Below are 24,056 nucleotides of genomic sequence, written 5' to 3' on the forward strand. Positions count from 1 at the left end.
TCGCGCAACTTATTTATTGAGGGGCTGGCGATAAATTGCGGGCAAAAGAAAAGGGAGACCCGTCGGCCTCCCTTTGAGAACTTCGTCCGTGCTCAACGCTTTTGACGTCGGCTCACCTCACGCCGTCTTCTGGACAGTGTGCAGCTCGGGGGCCGGCACATCCCCGGTGGGGGTGGCGGCCGCGGCTGGCCTGATTGGGCGAGCCGCTGTGGACTGTTTGTCCGAGCAGTGATTCTGGTGATAAGAATAGGCCTGAGGCGCCGACAGATGATTGCTAAGATTGCTCAAATAAACATGACTTGCGCAATTTTTAACCCTGGATAGATAATCTGCCGCAATTGATACGACAAAGGCCTGATTGATGAGCAAACTCGACCGATACGACCTGAGCATTTTGGCGGAATTGCAGCGCGACGCGCGCATCTCCAACCAGGAGCTGGCCGAACGCATCGGCCTGTCGCCTTCACCGTGCTCGCGCCGGGTCAAGCAACTGGAGGACGACGGCTACATCACCCGCCAGGTGGCGCTGCTGGACCGCAAGATGCTCGGCTTGAGCCTGACCGCCTATGTGCTGATCGGCATGGACCGGCACACGCCGGAGCGGTTCGAGAACTTCGAAGCCGCCATTCGTACCTTGCCGCAAGTGCTGGAATGCAGCCTGGTGACGGGCATGGATGCGGACTATCAGCTCAAGGTGGTGGTGCCGGACATGGATCACTATCAGAAACTGCTGCTGGGGCATCTCACGCGGATTGAAGGGGTGACGAGTGTGCGCTCGAGTTTTGTGTTGAATCAGGTGCTCAATAGCACTGAACTGCCGCTGACTCATCTGCGTAGCTGATTGTGGCGAGGGAGCTTGCTCCCGCTCGGCTGCGAAGCAGACGCAAAACCGGTGAACGCGGTGTGCCTGGCTAAACTCGGGTGCAGGTTTTGGGGCCGCTTCGCGCCCCAGCGGGAGCAAGCTCCCTCGCCACAGTGTCTTCAGACGAATAGCTGCGACACACTGCCGCAGGTCAATGCTGCGCCACTCCCCCATGTCGTATACTCCAGCGCCTTTTAGCCCCGCCCGCGCTGGAGTTGTCCGATGGATCCTGCAGTATTCGAAGAGTGGATGATGACCGGACTGGTCAGCATTCTGATCATTTTCATGGGTTTCATCGTCTGGGATCTGGCGAAAAAATCCAAGGCCGGGCGCTTTGGCTCGTTCATCCTGTTCTTCGTTCTCGGCCTGGGCGTGGCCGCGTTCGTGATCAAAAGCGTAGTGATCGGTCTGATCGAATCCGGCTCGCTATAAGCGCGCCGGCACTTCCTTCCACTGGCCCTGATCGAGCCCTTCGATCGACCAGTCGCCGATCCTGACCCGCACCAACCGCAATGTCGGCAAGCCGACCGCTGCGGTCATGCGCCGGACCTGACGGTTACGTCCCTCGCGAATCACCAGCTCCAGCCAACTGGTCGGCACGCTTTTGCGAAAGCGCACCGGCGGGTTACGTGGCCACAATTCTGGCTCATCCAGTTGCCGCGCTTCAGCGGGCAAGGTCATGCCGTCGTTCAGTTCGACACCCTCGCGTAAACGCTGCAACTGCTCGGCGCTCGGCTCGCCCTCCACTTGCACCCAATACGTCTTGGCCAGTTTGTGTTTGGGATCGGCAATCCGCGCCTGAAGCTGGCCGTCGTTGGTCAGCAGCAGCAAGCCTTCACTGTCGCGGTCCAGCCGTCCTGCCGGGTAAATCCCGGGGATCTCGATGTAGTCCTTGAGCGTCGCCCGCCCTTCGCCGTCGCTGAATTGCGTCAGCACATCGAACGGTTTGTTGAACAGGATCAGCTTCGGCTCGGCCGGCGGCGCTTTGGCGATACGGCGCGGGGCGGAGGACGATGGCGTTGGTTTCACACCAGGGCGGCGGGAAACGGGACGTTGAGGACGAGACATGGGAAAGGGAACATCTAACGGTCAGGGCTGCCAATGCTAGTGCCCCGACCGCCAAATGACCATGACAACTATTACCGGAACGGCGGCTCGTCGAAGCTGCGCAGTTTGCGCGAGTGCAGCGAGTTGAGTTCGGTGCGCAACAGATCCACCGCCTCGATACCGATCTTCAAGTGCTGGCTGACCGCGCGTTCATAGAAGGCGTTGGCCGAACCCGGCAGCTTGATTTCGCTGTGCAGCGGTTTGTCCGAAACACAGAGCAACGTGCCATACGGCACTCGCAAGCGATAACCTTGCGCGGCGATGGTACCGCTTTCCATGTCCACCGCCACGGCGCGGGACAGGTTGATCAGCGGACGCTCCTGGGCCCAGCGCAACTCCCAGTTTCGGTCGTCGTAGGTCAGCACGGTGCCGGTGCGCAGGCGTTTTTTCAGCTCGTCGCCCTTCTCGCCGGTGATGTTGGCCGCCGCTTGCTGCAACGCCATCTGCACTTCGGCCAGGGCTGGAATCGGAATGTTCGGCGGCACGACCCGGTCGAGAATCCCGTCGCGGCGCATGTAGGCGTGAGCCAGCACGTAATCGCCGATGGTCTGCGACTGACGCAGGCCGCCGCAGTGGCCGATCATCAGCCAGCAATGCGGACGTAGCACGGCCAAATGGTCGGTGATGTTCTTGGCGTTGGACGGGCCGACGCCAATGTTCACCAGGGTCACGCCATGACCGTCACTGGCGATCAGGTGATACGCCGGCATTTGATAGCGGTGCCAAACCACACCGGCCGCAATCGCCGAGGCTTCGCCGTGGTCCATGCTCTTTTCGATGATCACGTTGCCCGGCAGCACCATGCGCACGAAACGCGGATCGCTGCGCAACTGCTCCAGGCCATGGACGATGAACTGGTCGACGTAGCGGTGGTAGTTGGTCAGCAGAATCCATGGCTGCACATGGCGCCAGTCGCTGCCGGTGTAATGCACCAGGCGGCGCAGGGAGAAATCCACCCGTGCGGCATCGAACAGGGCCAGCGGCAGCGGATCGGTGTTTTCCCAATCGTACAAACCGTCAGCGATGCCATCGGTGGCGGCAGACAGGTCGGTACTCGGGAACACCCGCGCCAGCACTGCAGCGGTCACGCCGGAGCCGGCCAGTTCATCGCCCTGCTCGACCACGTAGGGATAAGGAATGTTCTGCTGGCTGATGCCGACTTCCACGGTCACGGTGAAGTCGTGCATCAGGGGAACCAGTTGTTCCAGCAGGTATTTGCGAAAGGCCGCCGGGTGAGTGACGGTGACGCTGTAGGTCCCCGGCAACTGAACCTTGGCGTAGGCGCGCGTGGTCTGTGGGACCTCGCCCTGGCAGTGGTAGGTCAGACGCAGTTCAGGATAACGAAACATCGCACGCTGTTCGGCGTCCGGCTCAATACGATCCTTGAGGTAACGCTTGAGCGCCTGGTTCAGCGCGGTGGTGGCACGATTGTGCAAGAGCGCAAGCCGGTCCACGGCTTGCTCGGCGGTTTGAACGATAATAAAAGCTTCGGTCACGATCAGCATCCTGTGTTCTGACTTGCAGGCCTTCATCTTGCCTGCATCGTCGCTTCACGGGAACAGTGGCGTGCTGGTTGCACACCAATTCTGAAACACAGATGAACCCTGTGGGAGCGGGCTTGCCCGCGATGACGGACCAACAGTCGACATTGATGTCGTCTGATCCGCCGCTATCGCGGGCAAGCCCGCTCCCACAGGGTTTTGTGTTGGTTACAGAGGCGGGGTCGATCGGGCGATAATGGCCTCCACATCCAGCCCGCGCGGCAACGCGCCATACACTCGGCCGCCGCCATTGAGACGGCTGGCAATGAAGGCATCGCTGACCGCCGAGTTGCCAGCCTCCAGCAACAGCTTGGCCTGCAGCCCCAAGGCGATGTCTTCGGTGAGCTGACGGGCACGATACTGAATGTCGCTGGTGTCCTTGAAAGCCGTCTGCAATTGGCTGATGTGCGCGGCCAGTCGTTTATCGCCATGCCCATCGCCCAACTCGCTGAACAGCACATCGAGCACGCCTGGCTCTTTCGACAGCGCCCGCAGCACGTCCAGGCACTGCACATTGCCGGATCCTTCCCACGTCGAATTGACCGGTGCTTCACGGTACAAGCGCGGCAGGATGCTGTCTTCGACATAACCCGCGCCGCCCATGCATTCGGCAGCCTCATTGATCATCGCGGGCGCGCGTTTGCAGATCCAGTACTTGCCCACCGCCGTCACCAGGCGTGCGAATTTCGCTTCGTGCTCATCAATCAGGTGATCCAGCGCCTTGCCCATGCGCAGGCTCAACGCCAGGGCCGCTTCGCTTTCCAGCGCGAGATCGGCCAGCACGTTCTGCATCAGCGGTTGTTCGCTGAGCAACTTGCCGCCAACCCTACGGTGAGCGCAGTGATGGCTCGCCTGGGTCAACGCCTGGCGCATCAGCGAGCTGGAACCGACCATGCAATCGAAGCGGGTCATGGCCACCATTTCGATGATGGTCGGAACGCCGCGCCCTTCTTCACCGACCATCCACGCCAGTGCACCGCGGAATTCGACTTCGCTGGACGCGTTGGAGCAATTGCCGAGTTTGTTCTTCAGGCGCTGGATGTAGAACTGGTTGCGTGTGTCGTCCGGGCGGTGGCGCGGCAGCAGGAAACAGGTCAAACCCTTGTCGGTCTGCGCCAGTGTGAGGAAGGCATCGCACATCGGCGCAGAACAGAACCACTTGTGGCCCACCAGTTCGTAGGCCTGACCGGGACCGCTGGCACCGACCGGATACGCCTTGGTGGCGTTGGCCCGCACATCGGTGCCGCCCTGTTTCTCGGTCATGGCCATGCCGATGGTGACACCGGCCTTGTGCGCCATGCCGACGTTGCGCGGGTCGTATTCGGTGGCGAGGATTTTCGGCAGCCACTGTTCAGCCAAGTCCGGTTGCAGGCGCATCGCCGGGACGCTGGCGAAGGTCATGGTCAGCGGGCAACCGCTGCCGGCTTCGGCCTGGCTGTGCAGGTAGGTCATGGAGGCGCGGGCGACGTGGGCGCCGGATTGCGGATGTGCCCAGGGCAGCGAGGTCAGCCCGTGTTCGATCGCTGTGCGCATCAGCTCGTGATACGCCGGGTGAAATTCCACCAGATCAATGCGATGACCATAACGGTCGTGACTGCTGAACACCGGCTTGTTCTGATTGGCCAGAAACCCCGCTTCCATCAGCGGCCCGCCGGCCAGTGCGCCATAAGCATCGATCCGCGATTCGGCCCAACCGGCCCCGAAACGCCGCGACCACTCTTGCAACGGCAAATCGATGCGATACAGGTTGGTGCCGTCCAGCGACGGTGGCTGGTTGGTGACTTCGTGGGTTTCGGCGAACTGATGCAGGTTCATGACGGGGCTCCTTTGGTCAGCCAAGGAATTCAGTTAATCACTGCCCCGAGGCCGAACAAAGTGGCATATCCGCCTAACTGTCGGCGCTTTCGCCTTGTTTTGGACTAAGCACCCGACGGTACAGCGCAGCCTGCAAGTCTTCGAACTTCACCGGTTTGCTCAGGTGATCAATCAAGGCACCGGTCGGGCAACGCTCCCGATCAGCGCTCAGGGCAATCATGAACACCGGCAATTGCTCGCAGCCCGGCAAGGCGCGGATCTGGCAGCACACTGACACGCCATCCAGCGACGGCAACTGACCATCGATCAGCACAGCGTCGACGGTTTCACGCTGCAAGAGATCCAGCGCAGCCACACCATTGTCGGCCGTTCGTACCCGGAACCCGAGCTTGAGCAACATGCCGCGCATCACCAACTGATTGATGCTGTTTTCATCCACCAGCAGCACGGTGCAATCCTGCGGCTGGCGCAGACGCGGCCGTGTCATCATGGGCGTTGAAACTTGCTCTACCACGGGCAACTCAAGCTCGACGTCGAGCTGGAAGCGACTGCCGCGACCGGGCTCGGAGCGGTGAGTCAGATGCCCGCCAAGCAAATCGACCAGTTGCCGACAAATCGCCAGGCCAACGCCCAGACCGCCATATTCTCGGGTCATCGAGCCGTCGAGCTGGAAGAAGCGCTGGTACAGCGTCGCCTCGCCCAGATCGGTGAAGCCGATACCGGTGTCGATCACAGCAAAGGACAGTGCCAGCCGATCAGGGCCTACGGGTTTACCCGTGACCCGCAACGCCACACCGCCCACCCGGGTGAACTTGATCGCGTTGTCCAGCAGGCATTCCAGGCATTGCGCCAACTTGATGTTGTCGCCGTGCACCCGGTCCGCAAGCCCTGGCGTGACGTCAACCTTGAAGTCCAGTGACTTGCCCGAGGCATTGCCTTCGAACTGCACGCGCAGGGCATCGACCACGCTGCGCAAACTGAAGGTGGTCGCATTAGCCTTGAGCTTGCCGGCCTGCAGTTCGGTCAGGGTGAGGATGCCGTTGACCATGCGCATCATGTCTCGTGCCGAACCGGCGGCCGTTTGCTGGTATTGCTCCAGCTCCGGGTCCATCTCGACGGTTTGCATCAACTCCAGCGAACCGATCACACCGTTCATGGGCGTGCGTAATTCGTGGGTCAGTGTGGCGAGGAATTCATCCTTGAGCTTGTTACTGTGCGCCAGTTGCTGGTTGAGCACTTCGAGCTTTTGACCGGCATCGAACAAGGTCTGCGCCTGTTGCTCACGCATGGCGTTGATGCGGTCGGCCAGGGCCAGGGACAACAGCGCCACTTCGATGGCCGAGCCGATCTGGCTGGAATACATGGTCAGGAACACGTTCGGCAGGTAACCCAACACCATCATTGTGTTGATGATGCCGCCGAGCAGAAACGCCGACCAGGCGATGATGAAATAACGTGCCACCCGCAGACCGCGCAACCAGGCGTAGATCCCCGCAGCGAAAATCACCACGGTGAACGTCAGCGCCAGGGCCGTCGCCAGACGCAGGGCCAGGGCGTAACTGGTCAACAGCGACAAGCCGACCACCACCGCGCCGAACGCAATCAACGCCAGCAGCAAACGATCGAGCCAGCGACTGAGGGTCGCCGTTTGCAGGAAACTGCGGGCGAACTGACTGCCGAACAACCCCGCGCAACCAATGAAGAATGGCGTCGCAGCGTTGGCCCACCAGGGATTGTTCGGCCAGAAATACTGCACGGCCGCGCCGTTCACCGACAGTTGATACAGGCCGAACGAGGCAATGTAGAAGATGTAATAGAGGTAACTGGTGTCGCGCACGCTTAGGTAGATGAACAGGTTGTAGACCAGCATCCCCAACAACACGCCGTAAATCAGGCCCAGCACGTAGAGCCGCACCGGCTGTTCTTCAAGGAATGCTGTGCTTGACCACAACGTGACTGGCGCCTGGATCGACCCTTCGCTCTGCAGGCGCAGGTACAGGGTTTGCGTTTGATTCGGGGTGAAGTTCAGATCGAACAAATAGTTGTTCTGGCGAATTTCGCGACTGTCGAACGGTAAGGCATCGCCGGTCTGCCGGGCCAATCGATAGGCACCGACAGCATCGGGCAAGTACAGATCAAGGTGATCGAGGGGTGGATAGGCCAGTTCCAGCAGCCAGGTCCGTTGCGCAGCGGGATGGGTCGGGCGGTAATTCAGGTCGATTTTCAGCCAGAACACCGAACGCGAGTAACCAGCGTTGAGGGTGGCCTTATCGTGGGGCTTGAAGTGTCCGGCCGCCGCTTGCGCACGGATATCATCGATGGTTGCCTGACCATTGGCATCTTCGAACACTTGCAGGGTTCGGCCCAGGGGCAGGCTTTGAGTGAATTCATCGAACTCGACTGCGCTCGCCATGAGGGGCAAGCAAAACAGCAACATCAGCAAATAGCGCATTTAAGCCCCAGCGTGGCCTGTCCGGTTATCTAAGGAAGCCCCTCATTCCTTTTGAGTAGACGTAAAACCGGCATTACCTGTTATTGGTTTGGATCCACTCTAGCATAGCCGTTGATGGCCATTGAACACCATTGAAACTTTTCCTACAAAGGCTCTAGAACGGGCGTTCCAGCTTGCAAATTGAGGTAAAACTGTTGACTCGGTCAGATTGTGACAGTCCCGGCCGGTTGCATTGCCTGCCCCTGACTCTCTATCGGCAGACCTGGCGGGCACTGCACCCGAAAATCGATGTTTGGTGGTAAGCTCGCGCACCATGAATATCTACAGCTCTCGCCCCGTTGTCCTCTGTCTCTCCGGCCACGACCCAAGTGGTGGCGCCGGCTTGCAGGCAGATATCGAAGCCCTGCTTGCTCAGGGTTGTCATGCGGCCCCGGCCGTCACCGCCCTGACCGTGCAAGACACGGTCAACGTCACTGACTTTCGCGTGCTCGACCGCGAGTGGGTGCTGGCCCAGGCCAACGCCGTGCTCAACGACTCCGAAGTCGCTGCCGTCAAACTGGGCATGCTCGGTTCCCTGGAAATGGTCGACACCGTCGTCGAACTGCTGCAGGCGCACCCGCATTTGCCGATGGTCTGCGACCCGGTGCTGCGCGCCGGCGGTGGCGGACGACTGGGCAAGGATGAAGTCGGCTACGCCATGCGCGAACGCCTGCTGCCCCTGGCCATCATCGCCACCCCTAACCTTCCCGAAGCCCGCATCCTCGCCGAACTGCCAGAAGGCACCGCGGACGAGTGCGCTGAAAAACTCCTGCCCTACGTCAAACACCTGCTGATCACCGGCGGTCATGGCGATGAAGACGAAATCCACAATCGCCTGTACAGCCGCGACGGTCGCCGCGAAACCTTCACCTGCCAGCGCTTGCCCGGCAGTTACCACGGTTCCGGTTGCACACTGGCCAGCGCCCTCGCCGGTCGTCTGGCTCAGGGTGAAAACCTCGTCAGCGCCGTGCAGACCGCGCTTAACTACACGTGGCGCACCCTGCGCGATGCAGAGCAGCTGGGCAAAGGTCAGTTCGTGCCGCGCCGCCTGCCACTGGATTTCTGTTCGTAACGCCATGAGGCATGTCCGATGAAACTACGTGGCCTTTACGCCATTACCGATAGCCAGCTGCTGGCCGGTAAATTCCTGTCGTACGTGGAGGCGGCGCTGGAAGGCGGCGTCACCCTGCTGCAATACCGCGACAAGAGCAGCGACGAGGCCCGCCGTCTGCGCGAGGCCGAAGCCCTGCGCGATCTGTGCGAACGCTACAAGACCCAGCTGATCATCAATGACGACGCCGAACTGGCCGCACGCCTGAACGTCGGCGTGCACCTGGGCCAGACCGATGGCCCACTGATGCCGGTTCGGGCACTGCTCGGTCGTCAGGCGCTCATCGGGTCGACCTGCCACGCGCAACTCGAACTCGCTGAACAAGCCGCCAAAGAAGGCGCCAGTTACGTCGCCTTCGGCCGCTTCTTCAACTCCAACACCAAACCCGGCGCACCGACTTGCAGCCTTGAGTTGCTCGATCAGGCCCGCAGCAAACTGCACCTGCCGATCTGCGCGATCGGCGGCATCACCCTGGAAAACGCCGCGCCACTGGTGGCCCACGGCGTCGATCTGCTGGCGGTGGTCCACGGCCTGTTTGGCGCCGAGAGCACGGCTGAAGTCACCCGCCGCGCCCGCGCATTCAACGAATTACTGAAAATCTGATTTGAGAGCCCGATCATGTCTCGTTCCGAAACCCTGTTTGCCAATGCCCAGAAACACATTCCCGGTGGCGTGAACTCGCCTGTTCGCGCGTTCAAGAGCGTTGGCGGTACGCCGCTGTTCTTCAAGCACGCGGAAGGCGCCTACGTCACCGACGAAGACGACAAGCGTTATGTGGATTACGTCGGTTCCTGGGGCCCGATGATCCTCGGCCACAGCCATCCGGACGTGCTGGACGCGGTGCGTAAACAGTTGGTACACGGTTTGTCGTATGGCGCTCCGACCGCGATGGAAACCGAGATGGCCGACCTGGTCTGCTCGATCGTGCCGTCGATGGAAATGGTGCGCATGGTCAGCTCCGGCACCGAGGCGACCATGAGCGCGATTCGCCTGGCCCGTGGTTTTACCGGCCGCGACAGCATCATCAAGTTCGAAGGCTGCTACCACGGTCACTCCGACAGCCTGCTGGTCAAAGCAGGTTCCGGCGCATTGACCCAAGGCGTGCCGAGCTCGGCCGGTGTACCGGCGTCCTTCGCCGAACACACCCTGACCCTGCCGTTCAACGACATTGATGCCGTGGAAACCATGCTCGCCGAAGTCGGCCAGGACGTGGCCTGCATCATCGTCGAGCCGGTGGCCGGCAACATGAACTGCGTACCGCCGGCGCCGGGCTTCCTCGAAGGCCTGCGGACCTTGTGCGACAAGCACGGCGTGGTGCTGATTTTCGACGAAGTGATGACCGGTTTCCGCGTCGCCCTCGGCGGCGCTCAAGCGCATTACGGCGTTACGCCAGACCTGACCACATTTGGCAAGATCATCGGTGGCGGCATGCCGGTTGGCTGCTTCGGCGGCAAACGCGAAATCATGTCGCACATCGCGCCACTGGGCCCGGTTTATCAGGCGGGCACCTTGTCGGGTAACCCGCTTGCGATGGCGGCCGGTCTCACGACTTTGCGCCTGATCAGCCGCCCTGGCTTCCACGCCGAACTGAGCGACTACACCAGCCGCCTGCTCGATGGCCTGCAACAGCGCGCCGATGCCGCCGGCATTCCGTTCGTGACCACGCAGGCCGGCGGCATGTTCGGCCTGTACTTCAGCGGCGCCGACGACATCGTCACGTTTGATGATGTGATGGCCAGCGACGCGAAGCTGTTCGGCCGCTTCTTCCACCTGATGCTCGAAGGCGGCGTGTACCTGGCGCCAAGTGCATTCGAAGCCGGCTTCACCTCGATTGCCCACGGCGAAGCCGAGTTGAAACTGACGCTGGATGCCGCCGAACGCGCATTTGCCGCACTGAAATAACGCTGTGCCGCTGACGTTGTCGATTGCCAGCGTCAGCTTTTACCTACATTCCAGCGTCTTTTCTTATTCATCTGCCGATAATCCCCCGTAAACCGGGCGATATATTCCCCGCGCAGCAGAAAAACGAGTAAAGACTTTGTAAGGTTGGCCCTGCTTATTTCATAATGCGCGCTTATTGGATCCCTCGATGGGTCCGCGCGCCCCTCAGAGGTAAGTCGATTCCCATGAACCGCACCGGCCGCGCCCTTGCATTGGGCTGCCTGTTGCTCCTTCAGCCCCTGCTCGCGCTCGCACAAGCAGGCGGCAACTCGTTGTTAATCCCAGCGATGGGTCGCTGCACCCTCAATACCCAGCCGCAAGACCTGGCACAGGCGCTCGCCGCCTGCCAGAAAGCGTCGGATGAAGGGGATGCGCAAGCGCAATACGAGTTGGGTGAGTTTTACTACGATGGCAAATACAACCCGCGCGACCTCAAACTGGCCCTCTCCTACTTCGAAAAGGCCTCGCTGCAAGGCCACGCCCAGGCGCAATTCAAACTCGGCACCATGTTCTTCCACGGCGAAGGCGTACCGGCCAACAACGTTCAGGCGTATATCGTGCTGAAAATGGCGGCGGTCAATGGTGCGGAAGAGGCGCTGGATACAGCGGACGAAGTCGCCGAGAAGATGCCTCGCGAAGAACTTGAGGTTGCGACTCAGGTGCTTGGGCAAATCTTCCGCAAGTATCTGATGGAATTGCAGAGCGCCGATGGGCGTACGCCTTTTTCTCCACTGCCCTGACCTGAACACTGACCCCTGTGGCGAGGGAGCTTGCTCCCGCTCGGCTGCGAAGCAGTCGTAAAGTCAGACAATGCGGTGAGTCAGAAAAACTGTGCTTGCCGGGTTTAGGGCCGCTTCGCGCCCCAGCGGGAGCAAGCTCCCTCGCCACAAAAAGCCCAGTTCATCTCAAAGACCTTCCTGCTTACTTCTCAGGCATCGGCATCGGAAACGGCATGACATTGCCGACCGCGCCGCGGGCTTCGCTGATTTTCGGCGTGCCAAGACGCTCGACTTCGTCGATGCGCACGATCGAATGCATCGGCACAAAACTGCGCACGACACCTTCGAACTGAGCCTTGAGCTTCTCTTCGCTCGGATCGACGACCACTTGCGTGCGCTCGCCAAAGACGAACTCTTCCACTTCCAGGAAGCCCCACAGATCACTTTGATAGATCTGCTTGGCGTACATTTCGTACACCTGGCCCTGGTTGAGGAAAATCACCTTGTAGATTGGAGCTTCACGTTTGGTCATGGTGGGCGAGCAACACATCGGGGGATAAAAATGAGGGCGCGAACTATAGCATAGCCACCGGACGCACAGCGGTAGGAACCTGGGGACATGTTCCCTATAATGCGCGGTTCTTTGAATCACGTGATGACTGTATCCATGGCCAAGAAGCTTTACATCGAAACCCACGGTTGCCAGATGAACGAGTACGACAGCTCGCGCATGGTCGATCTGCTGGGTGAACATCAGGCCCTGGAAGTCACCGCTCGCGCTGAAGACGCCGACGTGATCCTGCTCAACACCTGTTCGATCCGCGAACGCGCCCAGGACCGGGTGTATTCCCAGCTCGGCCGCTGGCGCGAACTGAAATTGGCGAACCCGGAGATGGTGATCGCCGTCGGCGGTTGCGTCGCCAGTCAGGAAGGCGCCGCCATCCGCGATCGCGCTCCGTATGTCGATGTAGTCTTCGGCCCGCAAACACTGCACCGCTTGCCGGAAATGATCGACGCCGCCCGCGCCACCAAATTGCCGCAAGTGGACGTCTCGTTTCCGGAAATCGAAAAGTTCGACCATTTGCCAGAGCCGCGCATCGATGGCCCGAGCGCTTACGTGTCGGTCATGGAAGGTTGCAGCAAGTACTGCACGTTCTGTGTGGTGCCCTACACCCGCGGCGAAGAAGTCAGCCGACCGTTCGATGACGTGATTGCCGAAATCATCCACCTCGCTGAAAACGGCGTGCGTGAAGTGACGTTGTTGGGCCAGAACGTCAACGGCTATCGCGGCACCACCCACGACGGTCGCCTGGCGGATCTGGCCGAACTGATTCGTGTCGTCGCGGCTGTCGATGGCATCGATCGGATTCGCTACACCACGTCCCATCCGCTCGAATTCTCCGACAGCCTGATCCAGGCTCACGCCGAAGTGCCGGAGCTGGTGAAGCACCTCCACTTGCCGGTGCAATCCGGTTCGGACCGCATTCTTTCGGCGATGAAGCGCAACCATACGGCGCTGGAATACAAATCCAAACTGCGCAAGCTGCGCGCGGCCGTGCCGGGGATCTGCATCAGCTCGGACTTTATCGTCGGCTTCCCCGGCGAGACCGAAAAAGACTTCGAACAAACCATGAAGCTGATCGAAGACGTCGGTTTCGACTTCTCCTATTCGTTTGTCTACAGCCAGCGCCCAGGCACGCCGGCGGCCGATCTGGCCGACGAAACACCGGAAGAGCTGAAAAAAGAACGCCTGAACGCCCTGCAACATCGCCTGAACCAGCAGGGTTTCGAGATCAGCCGACAAATGGTCGGTTCGATCCAGCGGATTCTGGTCACCGATTACTCGAAAAAAGACCCCGGCGAGCTGCAAGGCCGGACCGAGAATAACCGGATCGTCAACTTCCGCTGCGACAATCCGACCCTGATCGGCCAGTTCGCCGATGTGCACATCGATGCCGCGCAGCCGCACTCGCTGCGGGGTTCGCTGATCCAGTAACACCACACATCCCTGTAGGAGCCGAGCTTGCTCGCGATGAGGCCAGGTCAGGCAACCCATATGCTGAATGCCAAACCGTCATCGCGAGCAAGCTCGGCTCCTACAGGGGACGGTGTCGGGTGCTGGATTATTTAAGAGCTTTCGCACCCGCCTTACTGGCGTTATCCTTGATTTCATCTTAATTGCCCCAGGGCGGCTAAATACGACCTTGAACGCACCCATAGAACCACATCGTTTCATCCTCGAGCCCTTTGAGGCTCGCCGCTTCGCCAATCTGTGCGGGATGTTCGACGAGCACCTGCGCTTGATCGAGCAACGCCTGACCATCGAGATCCGCAACCGCGGAAACCAGTTCGAGCTGATCGGCGACCCCAAACACACCACCTCCGCGGAAAACCTCCTGCGCCGCCTGTACCGGGAAACCAAGGGTACCGAGCTGTCGCCGGACATGGTTCACCTGTTCCTGCAGGAATCGGCCGTCGAAGAGCTGGACAACGTTTCGCCGTCCGAACCCTCCGTGGCCCTGCGCACAAAGAAAGGCATGATTCGCCCTCGCGGCTTGAATCAGTTGCGCTACGTGAAGGAAATTCTCGGTAACGACATCAATTTCGGCATCGGCCCGGCCGGTACCGGCAAGACCTATCTGGCCGTTGCCTGCGCGGTAGACGCGCTGGAGCGCGAGCAGATTCGCCGCATCCTGCTGGTTCGTCCGGCGGTTGAAGCGGGTGAAAAACTCGGCTTTCTGCCCGGCGACCTGTCGCAAAAGATCGACCCGTACCTGCGCCCGCTCTACGACGCACTCTACGAAATGCTCGGCTTCGAATACGTCGCCAAGCTTATCGAGCGCCAGGTGATCGAAGTTGCGCCGCTGGCCTACATGCGCGGTCGCACGCTGAACAACAGCTTCATCATTCTCGACGAAAGCCAGAACACCACCGTCGAGCAGATGAAAATGTTCCTGACCCGGATCGGCTTCGGCTCCACAGCGGTCATCACCGGTGACATCACCCAGGTCGACCTGCCGAAAGGCACCAAATCAGGGCTGCACCATGTGATCGAAGTGCTGAAAGACGTGCCGGGCATCAGCTTCACCCATTTCATGCCCAAGGACGTTGTGCGCCATCCACTGGTGCAGCGGATCGTCGAAGCCTACGAGCGCTTCGAGAATCGCGTGGCAGACGAAACACCAAAGGACAGTCGCCGCGATGCTTGAGCTTGATCTGCAACTCGCTACCGAAGCGCCCGCCCCCAGCGAAGCCGAGTTCCGCCAATGGTGCGAACTGGCCCTGCGCCAGCGCACCGCCGATTCGGAAATGACCATCCGTTTGGTCGATGAAGAAGAGGCCCGCGAGCTGAACCACACCTGGCGGCAGAAGGATTACGCCACCAACGTCCTGTCGTTTCCGGCCGATGTGCCCGACGAATTTCTCGATATCCCGCTGCTGGGCGATCTGGTGATCTGCGTGGCGGTGGTCGAGCGTGAAGCCACCGAACAAGGCAAGGAACCAAAGGCTCATTGGGCCCATCTGGTCATTCACGGCTGCTTGCATCTGCTGGGTTACGACCATATAGATGACGACGAAGCCGAAGAAATGGAAGCGTTGGAACGCACATTGCTTGCGGAACTGGGCTACCCCGACCCGTACGCGGACGACGAAATCGAAACATCCACTATCGTGACAACAAAGGATTCAGAGTAATCGCTATGAGCGAAGATCGATCGAGCAACGGGCAGAAGTCATGGCTGGGTAAACTCACCCAGGCTTTTGCCCACGAGCCGAAGAACCGTCAGGAGCTGCTGGAGCTTCTGCGCGATGCACACCAAAACAAGTTGCTGGACAGCGAAGCGCTGGCCATCGTCGAAGGCGCCATCCAGGTTGCGGACCTGCAAGTACGGGACATCATGGTCCCGCGCTCGCAGATGATCAGCATCAAGGCGACCCAGACACCCCGCGAGTTCCTGCCTGCCGTGGTCGACTCGGCCCACTCCCGTTACCCGGTCATCGGCGAAAGCCACGATGACGTGATGGGCGTGTTGCTGGCCAAGGACTTGCTGCCGTTGATCCTCAGGGAGAACGGCGACAGCTTCAACATCAAGGACCTGCTGCGCCCGGCCACCTTCGTGCCCGAGTCCAAGCGCCTGAATGTGCTGCTGCGCGAGTTCCGCGCCAACCACAACCACATGGCCATCGTTATCGATGAATACGGCGGTGTGGCGGGTCTGGTGACCATCGAAGACGTTCTGGAACAGATCGTCGGCGACATCGAAGACGAGCACGACGTCGAGGAAGACAGCTACATCAAGCCACTGCCCAGCGGTGACTTCCTGGTCAAGGCCCTGACGCCGATCGAGAACTTCAACGAGTTTTTCGACAGCGAGTTTTCCAACGATGAGTTCGATACCGTCGGTGGCCTGGTGATGAGTGCATTCGGGCATCTGCCGAAACGCAACGAAATAACCGAGATCGGCCCGTATCGCTTCCGCATCCTGAACGCCGACAGCCGTCGGATTCACTTGCTGCGCCTGACACCTATCGCCCGTTAAATCCAAGGATTGAAATGCGTCGTATGACCCGCCCCGGCTGGCCCGGTAACCTGCTGGCCGTGGCGGCCGGTGCAATCACCACCCTGGCCCTGGCGCCGTTCGATATCTGGCCGTTGGCGTTGCTGGCGGTCGGCTTCTTTTACGCCGGTTTGCGCGAACTGAGCCCCCGCCAGGCCCTCGGCCGTGGCTGGTGCTTCGGTTTCGGCCTGTTTGGCGCCGGCACCAGTTGGATCTACTACAGCATCCACAACTTTGGCGGCGCTTCGGTACTGCTCGCCGGTTTCCTGATGCTGCTGTTCACCGCGGCGATTGCCTGGTTCTTTGCCCTGCCCGCCTGGATCTGGGCGCGCTGGTTGCGTCGCAACGAAGCACCGCTGGCCGATGCCATGGCGTTCGCAGCACTGTGGGTAGGCCAGGAAGCCTTTCGTGGCTGGTTCCTCACCGGTTTTCCGTGGCTTTACTCCGGTTACAGCCAGCTAGACGGCCCGTTGGCCGGGCTCGCCCCCGTGGGCGGGATGTGGCTGGTGTCCTTCACCCTGGCCCTGACGGCCGCGCTGATCTACAACGCTTCGCGCCTGATCAAGACGGGGCGCAAAGCCTTTATTGCGGCGGGTGTGCTGCTGTTGGTCGGCCCTTGGGTCGCCGGCATCGCGCTCAAGGGCCACGCCTGGACCAGCCCGGCGGGTGCACCGCTTAGCGTCGCGGCGATTCAGGGCAATATCGAACAAAGCATGAAGTGGGACCCGGCGCAGCTCAACGCGCAGCTGGCGCTGTACCGCGACATGAGCTTCAGCTCCAAGCGTGTCGACCTGCTGATCTGGCCGGAAACCGCGATCCCGGTGCTCAAGGAGTCCGCCGAAGGCTACCTGGACATGATGGGCAAGTTCGCTTCCGAGCGGGATTCGGCCATGATTACCGGCGTCCCCATCCGCGAAGTCGTCCGTCACGAAAAGCGTTTCTTTAACGGCATCACTGTCGTCGGCGAAGGAGACGGCACTTACCTCAAGCAGAAGCTGGTGCCGTTTGGCGAATACGTGCCATTGCAGGATGTCCTGCGCGGCCTGATCGCCTTCTTCGACCTGCCGATGTCGGACTTTGCCCGTGGCCCCGCCGATCAGGCGATGCTGCAAGCCAAGGGCTATCAGATCGCCCCGTACATCTGCTACGAAGTGGTTTACCCGGAGTTTGCCGCCAGCCTTGCAGCTCGCAGCGATCTGTTGCTGACCATCAGCAACGACACCTGGTTCGGCACTTCCATCGGGCCGTTGCAACACTTGCAGATGGCACAGATGCGCGCGCTTGAGGCCGGCCGCTGGATGATCCGCGCCACCAACAACGGCGTGACCGGCCTGATCAACCCGTTCGGTCAGATCACCACGCAGATCCCGCAGTTCGAACGCGGCATCCTGTACGGCGAAGTGGTGCCGATGCGCAACCTGACGCCTTACCTGCAATGGCGCTCGTGGCCGCTGATCATTGTCTGCGTATTGTTGTTTGGCTGGGCGCTGGTGGCCAACCGGATGGCCAAGACCGTCTGAGACTGACGAGCTTTTGTGGCGAGGGAGCTTGCTCCCGCTGGGGCACGAAGTGGCCCTAAAAAAGGGACTGCTTCGCACTCCAGCGGGAGCAAGCTCCCTCGCCACAATGGATCAGCGATAGAACACCGAATACCCGATCTGCCCCACCGCTTCATTCAGCAACTGCCCGCTCTGCCAGATCGACTTGAACTCAGGCATCCAGCCACCCAATGGCCGGGCATTGTCCACGCCCAGAAACCCCACCGGCGCTGGCACCACCTCAAATCCCGCCTTCTGGAAACTCCAGACCGCCCGCGGCATGTGCCAGGCCTGAGTCACGACCACAACACGCTTGATCCCTTGTGGCAGCAACACCTCGGCACTGAACTGCGCATTTTCCCAGGTTGTACGACTCCGCCCTTCCTGCCAGCGCACGGTTACGCCAGAGTCTTCGAACATCGAATCCGCCATCAATTTGGCTTCGCTGGGCGGCGTGCCGAAATGCAGGCCGCCACTGGTGAGGATCGGCAAACCGGAGACTTTGGCCAGTCTCGCTGCATAACGCTGACGCCCCAGACCCACACCGGTCGGCTGGTCATCGCCCCAGGCCAGGTCGCCTCGCTCGCGCCCGGACCCCAGCACAACGATCGCATCAGCGCGCTGACTCAGGGTCGCCCATTCGGCGCGATCCAGCGCCGGCTCCCGTTCCAGCGCCTTGGCGCTCCATTGCACCACCACCGGCAAACTCATCAGCCAGAACCCGCCGAAGCCCAGCGTAAAGCACACGCCCGCAAGCCGCGGTCTTGAGCGACGAAACCACCAGGCAAGCGCCAGCAACAGCAACAAAATGCCGGGCGGCAGCAGAAGTTGTTTTACGAAGTAACGAAAAGGCATCGAGCATCTCCTGAAGATGCCCGAAGCCTAAGTGGGTTGACGCAATGCGACAACAAATGCGGAAGGACTATGCTTCAAAAAACCATGCGTCATGGCTATAAGTGCCCTTACTTGAATTGCAGAGACCGGACCTTTACCGCGTCCCTGCCCGGTGTTTTGTCCTTGAGCCAGATGATCTTGGCCGAACGTGGTGCGTCTAGTTGCTTCACTGCTTCTGACAAGCATCCGTGTGTTTCACGTTCACTGCGGTCCAGATACGCCTTGACCAATGCAAACTCTGCGGGGCTCAGGCCACGCAACTCCAGCTCCAGGGGACGTTCATCGCGCAACCGGCCAGCTGTTTTTGCCGCGTCCAGGGCCATTCCCAGACGATCGATCAGTCTTTCGTACAGCTCCGGTTTTGTAACTTTTTGCTGTGAATCAACCATCCCTCACCTCATTGAAGATAAGACTCGCTCCCCATTTAGAGCTTAGCTTCCATGAACAAACCGGCTGAACGCCGCGACAAACGGCCCTCGCAGCCATTTCTGCAAGACGCGCGGCAGTAATCAGGGTTTCCCTCGGTAGAGTGCGGTCATGTATGCTACGGCGCTTCCTGTAACTCCACTTCCAGCTCGCTTGGGCACCGCAACGTCGATTTGGCGTGATCACCGTCCAGTGTTGCATTGAAGAGGATTAGGCCACCCCTATTCAGTTCAAAAGTAGCCATGCACGAACAATATCAGCCCCGTGAAATCGAAGCCGCCGCCCAGTCGTTCTGGGACGAGCAAAAGTCCTTTGAAGTCAGTGAACAGCCAGGCAAGGAGACTTTCTATTGCCTGTCGATGTTCCCTTACCCCAGCGGCAAGCTACACATGGGGCACGTGCGCAACTACACCATCGGCGACGTGATCTCCCGCTATCAGCGCATGCAAGGCAAGAACGTCCTGCAACCCATGGGTTGGGACGCCTTCGGCATGCCGGCGGAAAACGCCGCGATGAAGAACAACGTAGCGCCCGCCAAGTGGACCTACGAAAACATCGCCTACATGAAAACCCAGCTGCGCAGCCTGGGCCTGGCGGTGGACTGGTCCCGCGAAGTGACCACCTGCAAGCCGGATTACTACCGCTGGGAACAATGGCTGTTCACTCGCCTGTTCGAAAAAGGCGTGATTTACAAGAAAAGCGGCACCGTGAACTGGGACCCGGTCGACCAGACCGTCCTGGCGAACGAACAGGTGATCGACGGTCGCGGCTGGCGTTCCGGCGCGCTGATCGAAAAGCGCGAAATCCCGATGTACTACTTCAAGATCACCGCCTACGCGGATGAACTGTTGGAGAGCCTCGACGAGCTGACCGGCTGGCCTGAACAGGTCAAGACCATGCAGCGCAACTGGATCGGCAAATCCCGCGGCATGGAAGTGCAGTTCCCGTACAACGTCGACTCCATCGGCGAAACCGGTGCACTGAAAGTCTTCACCACCCGTCCGGACACCCTGATGGGTGCGACCTACGTTGCCGTGGCCGCCGAACACCACCTGGCCACCCTGGCCGCACAGAACAACCCTGAGCTGCAGGCGTTCATCGCTGAATGCAAGGGCGGCAGCGTCGCCGAAGCCGACGTCGCCACCCAAGAGAAAAAAGGCCTGCCAACCTCGCTGTTCGTCGAACACCCGCTGACCGGTGAGAAACTCCCGGTGTGGGTCGCCAACTATGTGCTGATGCACTACGGCGATGGCGCGGTCATGGCTGTTCCGGCGCACGACGAGCGTGATTTCGAATTCGCCACCAAGTACAACCTGCCGATCAAGTCGGTGGTTCGCACCAGCTCCGGTGACACCAACCCGGCGCCGTGGCAGGACGCCTACGGCGAGCACGGAACGCTGATCAACTCCGGCGAGTTCGACGGTCTCGACTTCGCAGGTGCGTTCGACGCCATTGAAGTCGCGCTCATCAAGAAGAACCTCGGCGCCTCGCGCACCCAGTTCCGTCTGCGCGATTGGGGCATCAGCCGCCAGCGTTACTGGGGCTGCCCGATTCCGATCATCCACTGCACCACCTGCGGTGATGTGCCGGTCCCGGAAGATCAGCTGCCAGTCGTGTTGCCGGAAGACGTTGTGCCGGACGGCGCAGGTTCGCCACTGGCGCGCATGCCTGAGTTCTACGAGTGCAGTTGCCCGAAATGCGGCGCTCCGGCCAAGCGTGAAACCGACACCATGGACACCTTCGTCGAGTCCTCGTGGTACTACGCCCGTTACGCCTCGCCGCACTATGAAGGTGGTCTGGTCGAGAAATCGGCAGCCGACCACTGGTTGCCGGTGGACCAGTACATCGGCGGTATCGAACACGCAATTCTTCACCTGCTCTACGCGCGCTTCTTCCACAAGCTGATGCGTGACGAAGGCCTGGTGAGCTCCAACGAGCCGTTCAAGAACCTGCTGACCCAGGGCATGGTGATCGCCGAGACTTACTATCGTCGCGAAGCCAACGGTGCTTACACCTGGTTCAACCCGGCGGACGTCGAACTCGAACGTGACAGCAAGGCCAAGGTCATCAGCGCCAAGCTGATCGCGGACGGCCTGCCGGTGGAAATCGGCGGCACCGAGAAGATGGCCAAGTCAAAGAACAACGGCGTCGACCCTCAGTCGATGATTGACCAGTTCGGCGCAGACACCTGCCGCCTGTTCATGATGTTCGCCTCGCCACCCGACATGAGCGCGGAATGGTCCGACTCCGGAGTAGAAGGTTCGCACCGTTTCCTCAAGCGCGTCTGGCGTCTGGCTCAAGCCCACGTCACTCAGGGCTTGCCGGGCAAACTGAACATCGCCAGCCTGAACGACGAGCAGAAAGCCATTCGCCGTTCGATCCACCTGGCCATCAAGCAGGCCAGCCACGACGTCGGCCAGAACCACAAATTCAACACCGCCATCGCCCAGGTGATGACGCTGATGAATGTGCTGGAAAAAGCCGCGCAAGGCACCGAACAGGATCGCGCTCTGGTTCACGAAGGTCTGGAAGCCGTGACGTTGCTGCTGGCACCGATCACCCCGCACATCAGCCACGAGCTGTGGAATCACCTGGGTCACGCAGACCCGGTGATCGACGCCGGCTGGCCAGTGGTGGACGAAACCGCGCTGGTGCAGGACAGCCTGACGCTGGTCATCCAGGTCAACGGCAAGCTGCGCGGCCAGATCGAAATGCCGGCCAGCGCGACCCGTGAAGAAATCGAAGCCGCTGCCCGCATCAACGAAAACGTGCTGCGCTTTGTCGACGGCCTGACTATTCGTAAAGTGATCGTAGTGCCCGGGAAACTGGTCAATATCGTCGCCAGCTAATTGGATCAGGCACCAGGTGAGCCTGGTGCCGAGTAAAACCTTTCGGGCCGCAGTCGGCCCACATGGTTTCAAGGGGAGCAACAAGATGATCAAACGCAATTTGCTGGTGATGGGCCTTGCGGTCCTGTTGAGCGCCTGCGGTTTCCAGCTGCGCGGCACCGGCACCTATGAACTCGCCTTCAAGGAACTCGACCTGAGTGCCCGCAACTCCTATGGCGAAACCGTGACCATGATGCGTCAGTTGCTGGAAAGCAGCGGCGTCAACATCCACACGGGCGCACCTTACAAACTGGTGCTGGCCGATGAGCAGGAAAGCCAGCGCATCCTCAGCTATGCAGGCGCCGGCCGTACTGGCGAGTACCAGGTCACTACAGTACTCAACTATGACATCCGTGGTGAGCACGACCTGCCGCTGCTGAGCGACAAGCTCGAAGTGCAGAAAGTCTTTATCCACGACGGCAACAACCTGGTGGGTTCCGATCAGGAAGCCACCGATGCTCGCAAGGAGATCCGTCGCGAACTGGTACAACGCATGATGCTGCGCTTGCAGCAACTGTCGCCGGCCCAGCTGGATCAGCTGCAACAGACCGCCGAGGCCAAGGCCAAGGCTGAAGCTGCGGCACTGGAAGCCGCGCAGAAGGCTGAAGCGGAAACGCCGCGTCAGTCGCCTATCGAAATCCCGCAGCAGTAAGACTTACGGGGCGCTCAGGCGCCCCGTTCGCCCTCTCTTATGAAGCTCGCACCCGCCCAACTCGCCAAACACTTGCAAGGTGCTCTCGCGCCGGTTTACGTCATCAGTGGCGATGACCCGTTGCTCTGCCAGGAAGCCGCTGACGCCATTCGTGCAGCCGCTCGCCAACAGGGCTTCGACGAACGCCAGGTGTTCGCCGCCGACGCCAGTTTCGACTGGGGAACGTTGCTGCAAGCCGGCGCAAGCATGTCGTTGTTCGCTGAAAAACGCCTGCTGGAACTGCGTCTGCCATCCGGCAAACCCGGTGACAAAGGGGCGGCCGCGTTCATCGAGTACTGCTCGCGACCGGCTGAAGACACCATTTTGCTGATCAGCCTGCCGAAACTCGACGGCAGCGCGCAGAAAACCAAGTGGGGCAAGGCGCTGGTCGAAGGCCAGCACACTCAGTTCGTGCAAATCTGGCCGGTGGATGCCAACCAGTTGCCGAGCTGGATCCGCCAACGCTTGTCTCAGGCCGGGCTCTCCGCCAGCCAGGACGCCGTCGAGCTGATCGCCGCGCGCGTCGAAGGCAACCTGCTGGCTGCTGCCCAGGAAATCGAAAAGCTCAAGCTGATGGCCGAAGGCGGTCAGATCACCGTCGAGACCGTGCAAGCGGCCGTGGCCGACAGTGCGCGCTTCGATGTCTTCGGGCTGACCGATGCGATTCTCAACGGCGAAGCTGCACATGCCTTGCGCATGCTCGAGGGCTTACGCGGTGAAGGGGTCGAACCACCGGTGATTCTCTGGGCTCTTGCCCGTGAACTGCGTCTGCTGGCCAATATTTCCCTGCAATACAGTCAGGGCGTGCCGCTGGACAAAGCCTTCAGCTCCGCCCGACCGCCGGTCTGGGACAAACGCAAACCGCTGATGAGCAAAGCCTTGCAACGCTACTCGGCGCAACGCTGGGCACAGCTGTTGCTGGAAGCGCAGCGTATTGACGCACAGATCAAGGGGCAGGCTGCGGGTTCGCCGTGGATGAGTTTGAGTCGGTTGTCGTTGTTGATGGCCGGGCAGCGGCTGACATTGCCTGCCGAGTAACCTGTTTTCTCGGCCAGCACCATCCTCTGTGGCGAGGGAGCTTGCTCCCGTTGGGTTGCGAAGCAACCCCCAACCATTCACCGCGTTTTATCGATAATCCGCGTTCAACAGTTTTACGACTGCTGCGCAGCCGAGCGGGAGCAAGCTCCCTCGCCACAGGTCGACTTTTCCCACATATTGCGGGGCTAGACAGAACCCCAACTTCGGCAGATGATTTCCCCCGCAAAAACCACTCACTTGCGAGAAATCATCATGAGCAAAAAGCCATCTAAAAATGGCCACAACAGGGCCAAATCCATCATCGCCCAGCCACTGTTCCGCAGCCGTCAGGAACGAGCCGGCAAGGGCAAAGGCAGCTACCGCCGCGAAGCCTTCCAGTCTGACAACTGGGAGGCTTCTTACTTTCTGGCGGCCTGAAAGGCAAGCCAGCGCTCA

General features: G+C 60.4%; 22 protein-coding genes. 15 read left to right on the forward strand and 7 right to left on the reverse strand.

The window, feature by feature from the left end:
• The first annotated feature begins 361 nt into the window (after positions 1-361).
• Both KJF94_RS22845 and KJF94_RS22850 read left to right on the forward strand, forming a co-directional pair.
• Entirely contained in the window at positions 362-841 is a 480-nt protein-coding gene (locus tag KJF94_RS22845) for an Lrp/AsnC family transcriptional regulator (RefSeq protein WP_007894448.1), read from the forward strand.
• Between the two features lie 243 nt (positions 842-1,084).
• Entirely contained in the window at positions 1,085-1,294 is a 210-nt protein-coding gene (locus KJF94_RS22850; RefSeq protein WP_093229943.1) for a DUF2788 domain-containing protein, read from the forward strand.
• Here KJF94_RS22850 and KJF94_RS22855 read toward each other — a convergent pair.
• From KJF94_RS22855 to KJF94_RS22870, 4 genes are all read right to left on the reverse strand, one after another.
• Positions 1,289-1,855 carry a pseudouridine synthase gene (locus KJF94_RS22855; RefSeq protein WP_214384944.1) on the reverse strand — a complete coding sequence of 189 codons (567 nt, stop codon included), beginning with the start codon at positions 1,853-1,855 and terminating at the stop codon, positions 1,289-1,291. The genes KJF94_RS22850 and KJF94_RS22855 overlap by 6 nt on opposite strands.
• A gap of 146 nt (positions 1,856-2,001) precedes the next feature.
• Complete coding sequence (gene amn, locus KJF94_RS22860; protein ID WP_214378998.1) at positions 2,002-3,501, reverse strand: AMP nucleosidase; 1,500 nt, start codon at positions 3,499-3,501, stop codon at positions 2,002-2,004.
• A 177-nt stretch (positions 3,502-3,678) separates the two neighbouring features.
• Positions 3,679-5,325: an acyl-CoA dehydrogenase family protein gene (locus KJF94_RS22865; RefSeq protein WP_214379000.1), complete on the reverse strand. Its 1,647-nt coding sequence runs from the start codon at positions 5,323-5,325 to the stop codon at positions 3,679-3,681.
• Positions 5,326-5,398: 73 nt separating this feature from the next.
• Positions 5,399-7,777 (reverse strand): hybrid sensor histidine kinase/response regulator, encoded by a 2,379-nt coding sequence (locus KJF94_RS22870; RefSeq protein WP_214379002.1) that lies wholly within the window; start codon positions 7,775-7,777, stop codon positions 5,399-5,401.
• Positions 7,778-8,090: 313 nt separating this feature from the next.
• On the opposite strand from KJF94_RS22870, the gene KJF94_RS22875 reads away from it, so the two are divergent.
• The 4 genes from KJF94_RS22875 to KJF94_RS22890 all read left to right on the forward strand — a co-directional run bounded on the left by KJF94_RS22875 (position 8,091) and on the right by KJF94_RS22890 (position 11,608).
• The gene (locus tag KJF94_RS22875) at positions 8,091-8,888 is read left to right on the forward strand and encodes a hydroxymethylpyrimidine/phosphomethylpyrimidine kinase (protein WP_214379004.1); all 798 of its coding nucleotides are present in this window, start codon (positions 8,091-8,093) and stop codon (positions 8,886-8,888) included.
• Between the two features lie 18 nt (positions 8,889-8,906).
• Positions 8,907-9,530: a thiamine phosphate synthase gene (thiE, locus tag KJF94_RS22880; RefSeq protein WP_214379006.1), complete on the forward strand. Its 624-nt coding sequence runs from the start codon at positions 8,907-8,909 to the stop codon at positions 9,528-9,530.
• A 15-nt stretch (positions 9,531-9,545) separates the two neighbouring features.
• A complete protein-coding gene (hemL, locus tag KJF94_RS22885; protein ID WP_214379008.1) occupies positions 9,546-10,829 on the forward strand; it encodes a glutamate-1-semialdehyde 2,1-aminomutase in 1,284 nt (427 codons plus the stop codon).
• 224 nt (positions 10,830-11,053) lie between these two features.
• A complete protein-coding gene (locus KJF94_RS22890; RefSeq protein WP_214379010.1) occupies positions 11,054-11,608 on the forward strand; it encodes a tetratricopeptide repeat protein in 555 nt (184 codons plus the stop codon).
• A 181-nt stretch (positions 11,609-11,789) separates the two neighbouring features.
• Here the strand turns inward: KJF94_RS22890 and KJF94_RS22895 are convergent, their stop codons facing one another.
• The gene (locus KJF94_RS22895) at positions 11,790-12,119 is read right to left on the reverse strand and encodes a DUF1820 family protein (protein WP_007894425.1); all 330 of its coding nucleotides are present in this window, start codon (positions 12,117-12,119) and stop codon (positions 11,790-11,792) included.
• 135 nt (positions 12,120-12,254) lie between these two features.
• On the opposite strand from KJF94_RS22895, the gene miaB reads away from it, so the two are divergent.
• The 5 genes from miaB (at position 12,255) to lnt (ending at position 17,666) form a co-directional block, all read left to right on the forward strand.
• On the forward strand, positions 12,255-13,583 hold the full coding sequence (gene miaB, locus KJF94_RS22900) for a tRNA (N6-isopentenyl adenosine(37)-C2)-methylthiotransferase MiaB (RefSeq protein ID WP_031319146.1): 1,329 nt from the start codon (positions 12,255-12,257) through the stop codon (positions 13,581-13,583).
• Between the two features lie 208 nt (positions 13,584-13,791).
• A complete protein-coding gene (locus tag KJF94_RS22905) occupies positions 13,792-14,796 on the forward strand; it encodes a PhoH family protein (protein WP_214379012.1) in 1,005 nt (334 codons plus the stop codon).
• Positions 14,789-15,283, forward strand: a complete 495-nt coding sequence (ybeY, locus tag KJF94_RS22910; protein ID WP_214379014.1) for an rRNA maturation RNase YbeY — start codon at positions 14,789-14,791, stop codon at positions 15,281-15,283. The genes KJF94_RS22905 and ybeY overlap by 8 nt, the downstream gene beginning before the upstream one ends.
• A gap of 5 nt (positions 15,284-15,288) precedes the next feature.
• The gene (locus KJF94_RS22915) at positions 15,289-16,128 is read left to right on the forward strand and encodes a CorC family transporter (protein WP_084319721.1); all 840 of its coding nucleotides are present in this window, start codon (positions 15,289-15,291) and stop codon (positions 16,126-16,128) included.
• 14 nt (positions 16,129-16,142) lie between these two features.
• Positions 16,143-17,666: an apolipoprotein N-acyltransferase gene (gene lnt / locus KJF94_RS22920; RefSeq protein WP_214379016.1), complete on the forward strand. Its 1,524-nt coding sequence runs from the start codon at positions 16,143-16,145 to the stop codon at positions 17,664-17,666.
• Positions 17,667-17,777: 111 nt separating this feature from the next.
• Here lnt and KJF94_RS22925 read toward each other — a convergent pair whose 3' ends face one another.
• Both KJF94_RS22925 and KJF94_RS22930 read right to left on the reverse strand, forming a co-directional pair.
• Positions 17,778-18,539, reverse strand: coding sequence for a YdcF family protein (locus tag KJF94_RS22925; RefSeq protein WP_214379018.1), 762 nt, complete (start codon positions 18,537-18,539; stop codon positions 17,778-17,780).
• A 107-nt stretch (positions 18,540-18,646) separates the two neighbouring features.
• A complete protein-coding gene (locus tag KJF94_RS22930; RefSeq protein ID WP_214379019.1) occupies positions 18,647-18,967 on the reverse strand; it encodes a hypothetical protein in 321 nt (106 codons plus the stop codon).
• A 279-nt stretch (positions 18,968-19,246) separates the two neighbouring features.
• Between KJF94_RS22930 and leuS the strand changes: the two genes are divergently transcribed.
• The 4 genes from leuS to arfA all read left to right on the forward strand — a co-directional run bounded on the left by leuS (position 19,247) and on the right by arfA (position 24,038).
• Entirely contained in the window at positions 19,247-21,853 is a 2,607-nt protein-coding gene (leuS, locus tag KJF94_RS22935; RefSeq protein WP_214379021.1) for a leucine--tRNA ligase, read from the forward strand.
• A gap of 85 nt (positions 21,854-21,938) precedes the next feature.
• Positions 21,939-22,544 (forward strand): LPS-assembly lipoprotein LptE, encoded by a 606-nt coding sequence (locus KJF94_RS22940; RefSeq protein WP_214379023.1) that lies wholly within the window; start codon positions 21,939-21,941, stop codon positions 22,542-22,544.
• 39 nt (positions 22,545-22,583) lie between these two features.
• Positions 22,584-23,621: a DNA polymerase III subunit delta gene (gene holA / locus KJF94_RS22945; protein ID WP_214379025.1), complete on the forward strand. Its 1,038-nt coding sequence runs from the start codon at positions 22,584-22,586 to the stop codon at positions 23,619-23,621.
• 252 nt (positions 23,622-23,873) lie between these two features.
• On the forward strand, positions 23,874-24,038 hold the full coding sequence (gene arfA, locus KJF94_RS22950; protein WP_214379027.1) for an alternative ribosome rescue factor ArfA: 165 nt from the start codon (positions 23,874-23,876) through the stop codon (positions 24,036-24,038).
• Positions 24,039-24,056 lie beyond the last annotated feature (18 nt).

It is taken from the genome of Pseudomonas hormoni (genome assembly GCF_018502625.1).
Taxonomy (GTDB): Bacteria; Pseudomonadota; Gammaproteobacteria; order Pseudomonadales; family Pseudomonadaceae; genus Aquipseudomonas; species Aquipseudomonas hormoni.

What these genes read in the sequence shown, in the direction of transcription:
- KJF94_RS22845 (WP_007894448.1), top strand. Translation starts at nt 362, where the DNA reads ATGAGCAAACTCGACCGATACGACCTGAGCATTTTGGCGGAATTGCAG.
- KJF94_RS22850 (WP_093229943.1), top strand. Translation starts at nt 1,085, where the DNA reads ATGGATCCTGCAGTATTCGAAGAGTGGATGATGACCGGACTGGTCAGC.
- amn (WP_214378998.1), bottom strand. Translation starts at nt 3,501, where the DNA reads ATGAAGGCCTGCAAGTCAGAACACAGGATGCTGATCGTGACCGAAGCT.
- KJF94_RS22865 (WP_214379000.1), bottom strand. Translation starts at nt 5,325, where the DNA reads ATGAACCTGCATCAGTTCGCCGAAACCCACGAAGTCACCAACCAGCCA.
- KJF94_RS22870 (WP_214379002.1), bottom strand. Translation starts at nt 7,777, where the DNA reads ATGCGCTATTTGCTGATGTTGCTGTTTTGCTTGCCCCTCATGGCGAGC.
- KJF94_RS22875 (WP_214379004.1), top strand. Translation starts at nt 8,091, where the DNA reads ATGAATATCTACAGCTCTCGCCCCGTTGTCCTCTGTCTCTCCGGCCAC.
- thiE (WP_214379006.1), top strand. Translation starts at nt 8,907, where the DNA reads ATGAAACTACGTGGCCTTTACGCCATTACCGATAGCCAGCTGCTGGCC.
- hemL (WP_214379008.1), top strand. Translation starts at nt 9,546, where the DNA reads ATGTCTCGTTCCGAAACCCTGTTTGCCAATGCCCAGAAACACATTCCC.
- KJF94_RS22890 (WP_214379010.1), top strand. Translation starts at nt 11,054, where the DNA reads ATGAACCGCACCGGCCGCGCCCTTGCATTGGGCTGCCTGTTGCTCCTT.
- KJF94_RS22895 (WP_007894425.1), bottom strand. Translation starts at nt 12,119, where the DNA reads ATGACCAAACGTGAAGCTCCAATCTACAAGGTGATTTTCCTCAACCAG.
- miaB (WP_031319146.1), top strand. Translation starts at nt 12,255, where the DNA reads ATGGCCAAGAAGCTTTACATCGAAACCCACGGTTGCCAGATGAACGAG.
- ybeY (WP_214379014.1), top strand. Translation starts at nt 14,789, where the DNA reads ATGCTTGAGCTTGATCTGCAACTCGCTACCGAAGCGCCCGCCCCCAGC.
- KJF94_RS22915 (WP_084319721.1), top strand. Translation starts at nt 15,289, where the DNA reads ATGAGCGAAGATCGATCGAGCAACGGGCAGAAGTCATGGCTGGGTAAA.
- lnt (WP_214379016.1), top strand. Translation starts at nt 16,143, where the DNA reads ATGCGTCGTATGACCCGCCCCGGCTGGCCCGGTAACCTGCTGGCCGTG.
- KJF94_RS22925 (WP_214379018.1), bottom strand. Translation starts at nt 18,539, where the DNA reads ATGCCTTTTCGTTACTTCGTAAAACAACTTCTGCTGCCGCCCGGCATT.
- KJF94_RS22930 (WP_214379019.1), bottom strand. Translation starts at nt 18,967, where the DNA reads ATGGTTGATTCACAGCAAAAAGTTACAAAACCGGAGCTGTACGAAAGA.
- leuS (WP_214379021.1), top strand. Translation starts at nt 19,247, where the DNA reads ATGCACGAACAATATCAGCCCCGTGAAATCGAAGCCGCCGCCCAGTCG.
- KJF94_RS22940 (WP_214379023.1), top strand. Translation starts at nt 21,939, where the DNA reads ATGATCAAACGCAATTTGCTGGTGATGGGCCTTGCGGTCCTGTTGAGC.
- holA (WP_214379025.1), top strand. Translation starts at nt 22,584, where the DNA reads ATGAAGCTCGCACCCGCCCAACTCGCCAAACACTTGCAAGGTGCTCTC.
- arfA (WP_214379027.1), top strand. Translation starts at nt 23,874, where the DNA reads ATGAGCAAAAAGCCATCTAAAAATGGCCACAACAGGGCCAAATCCATC.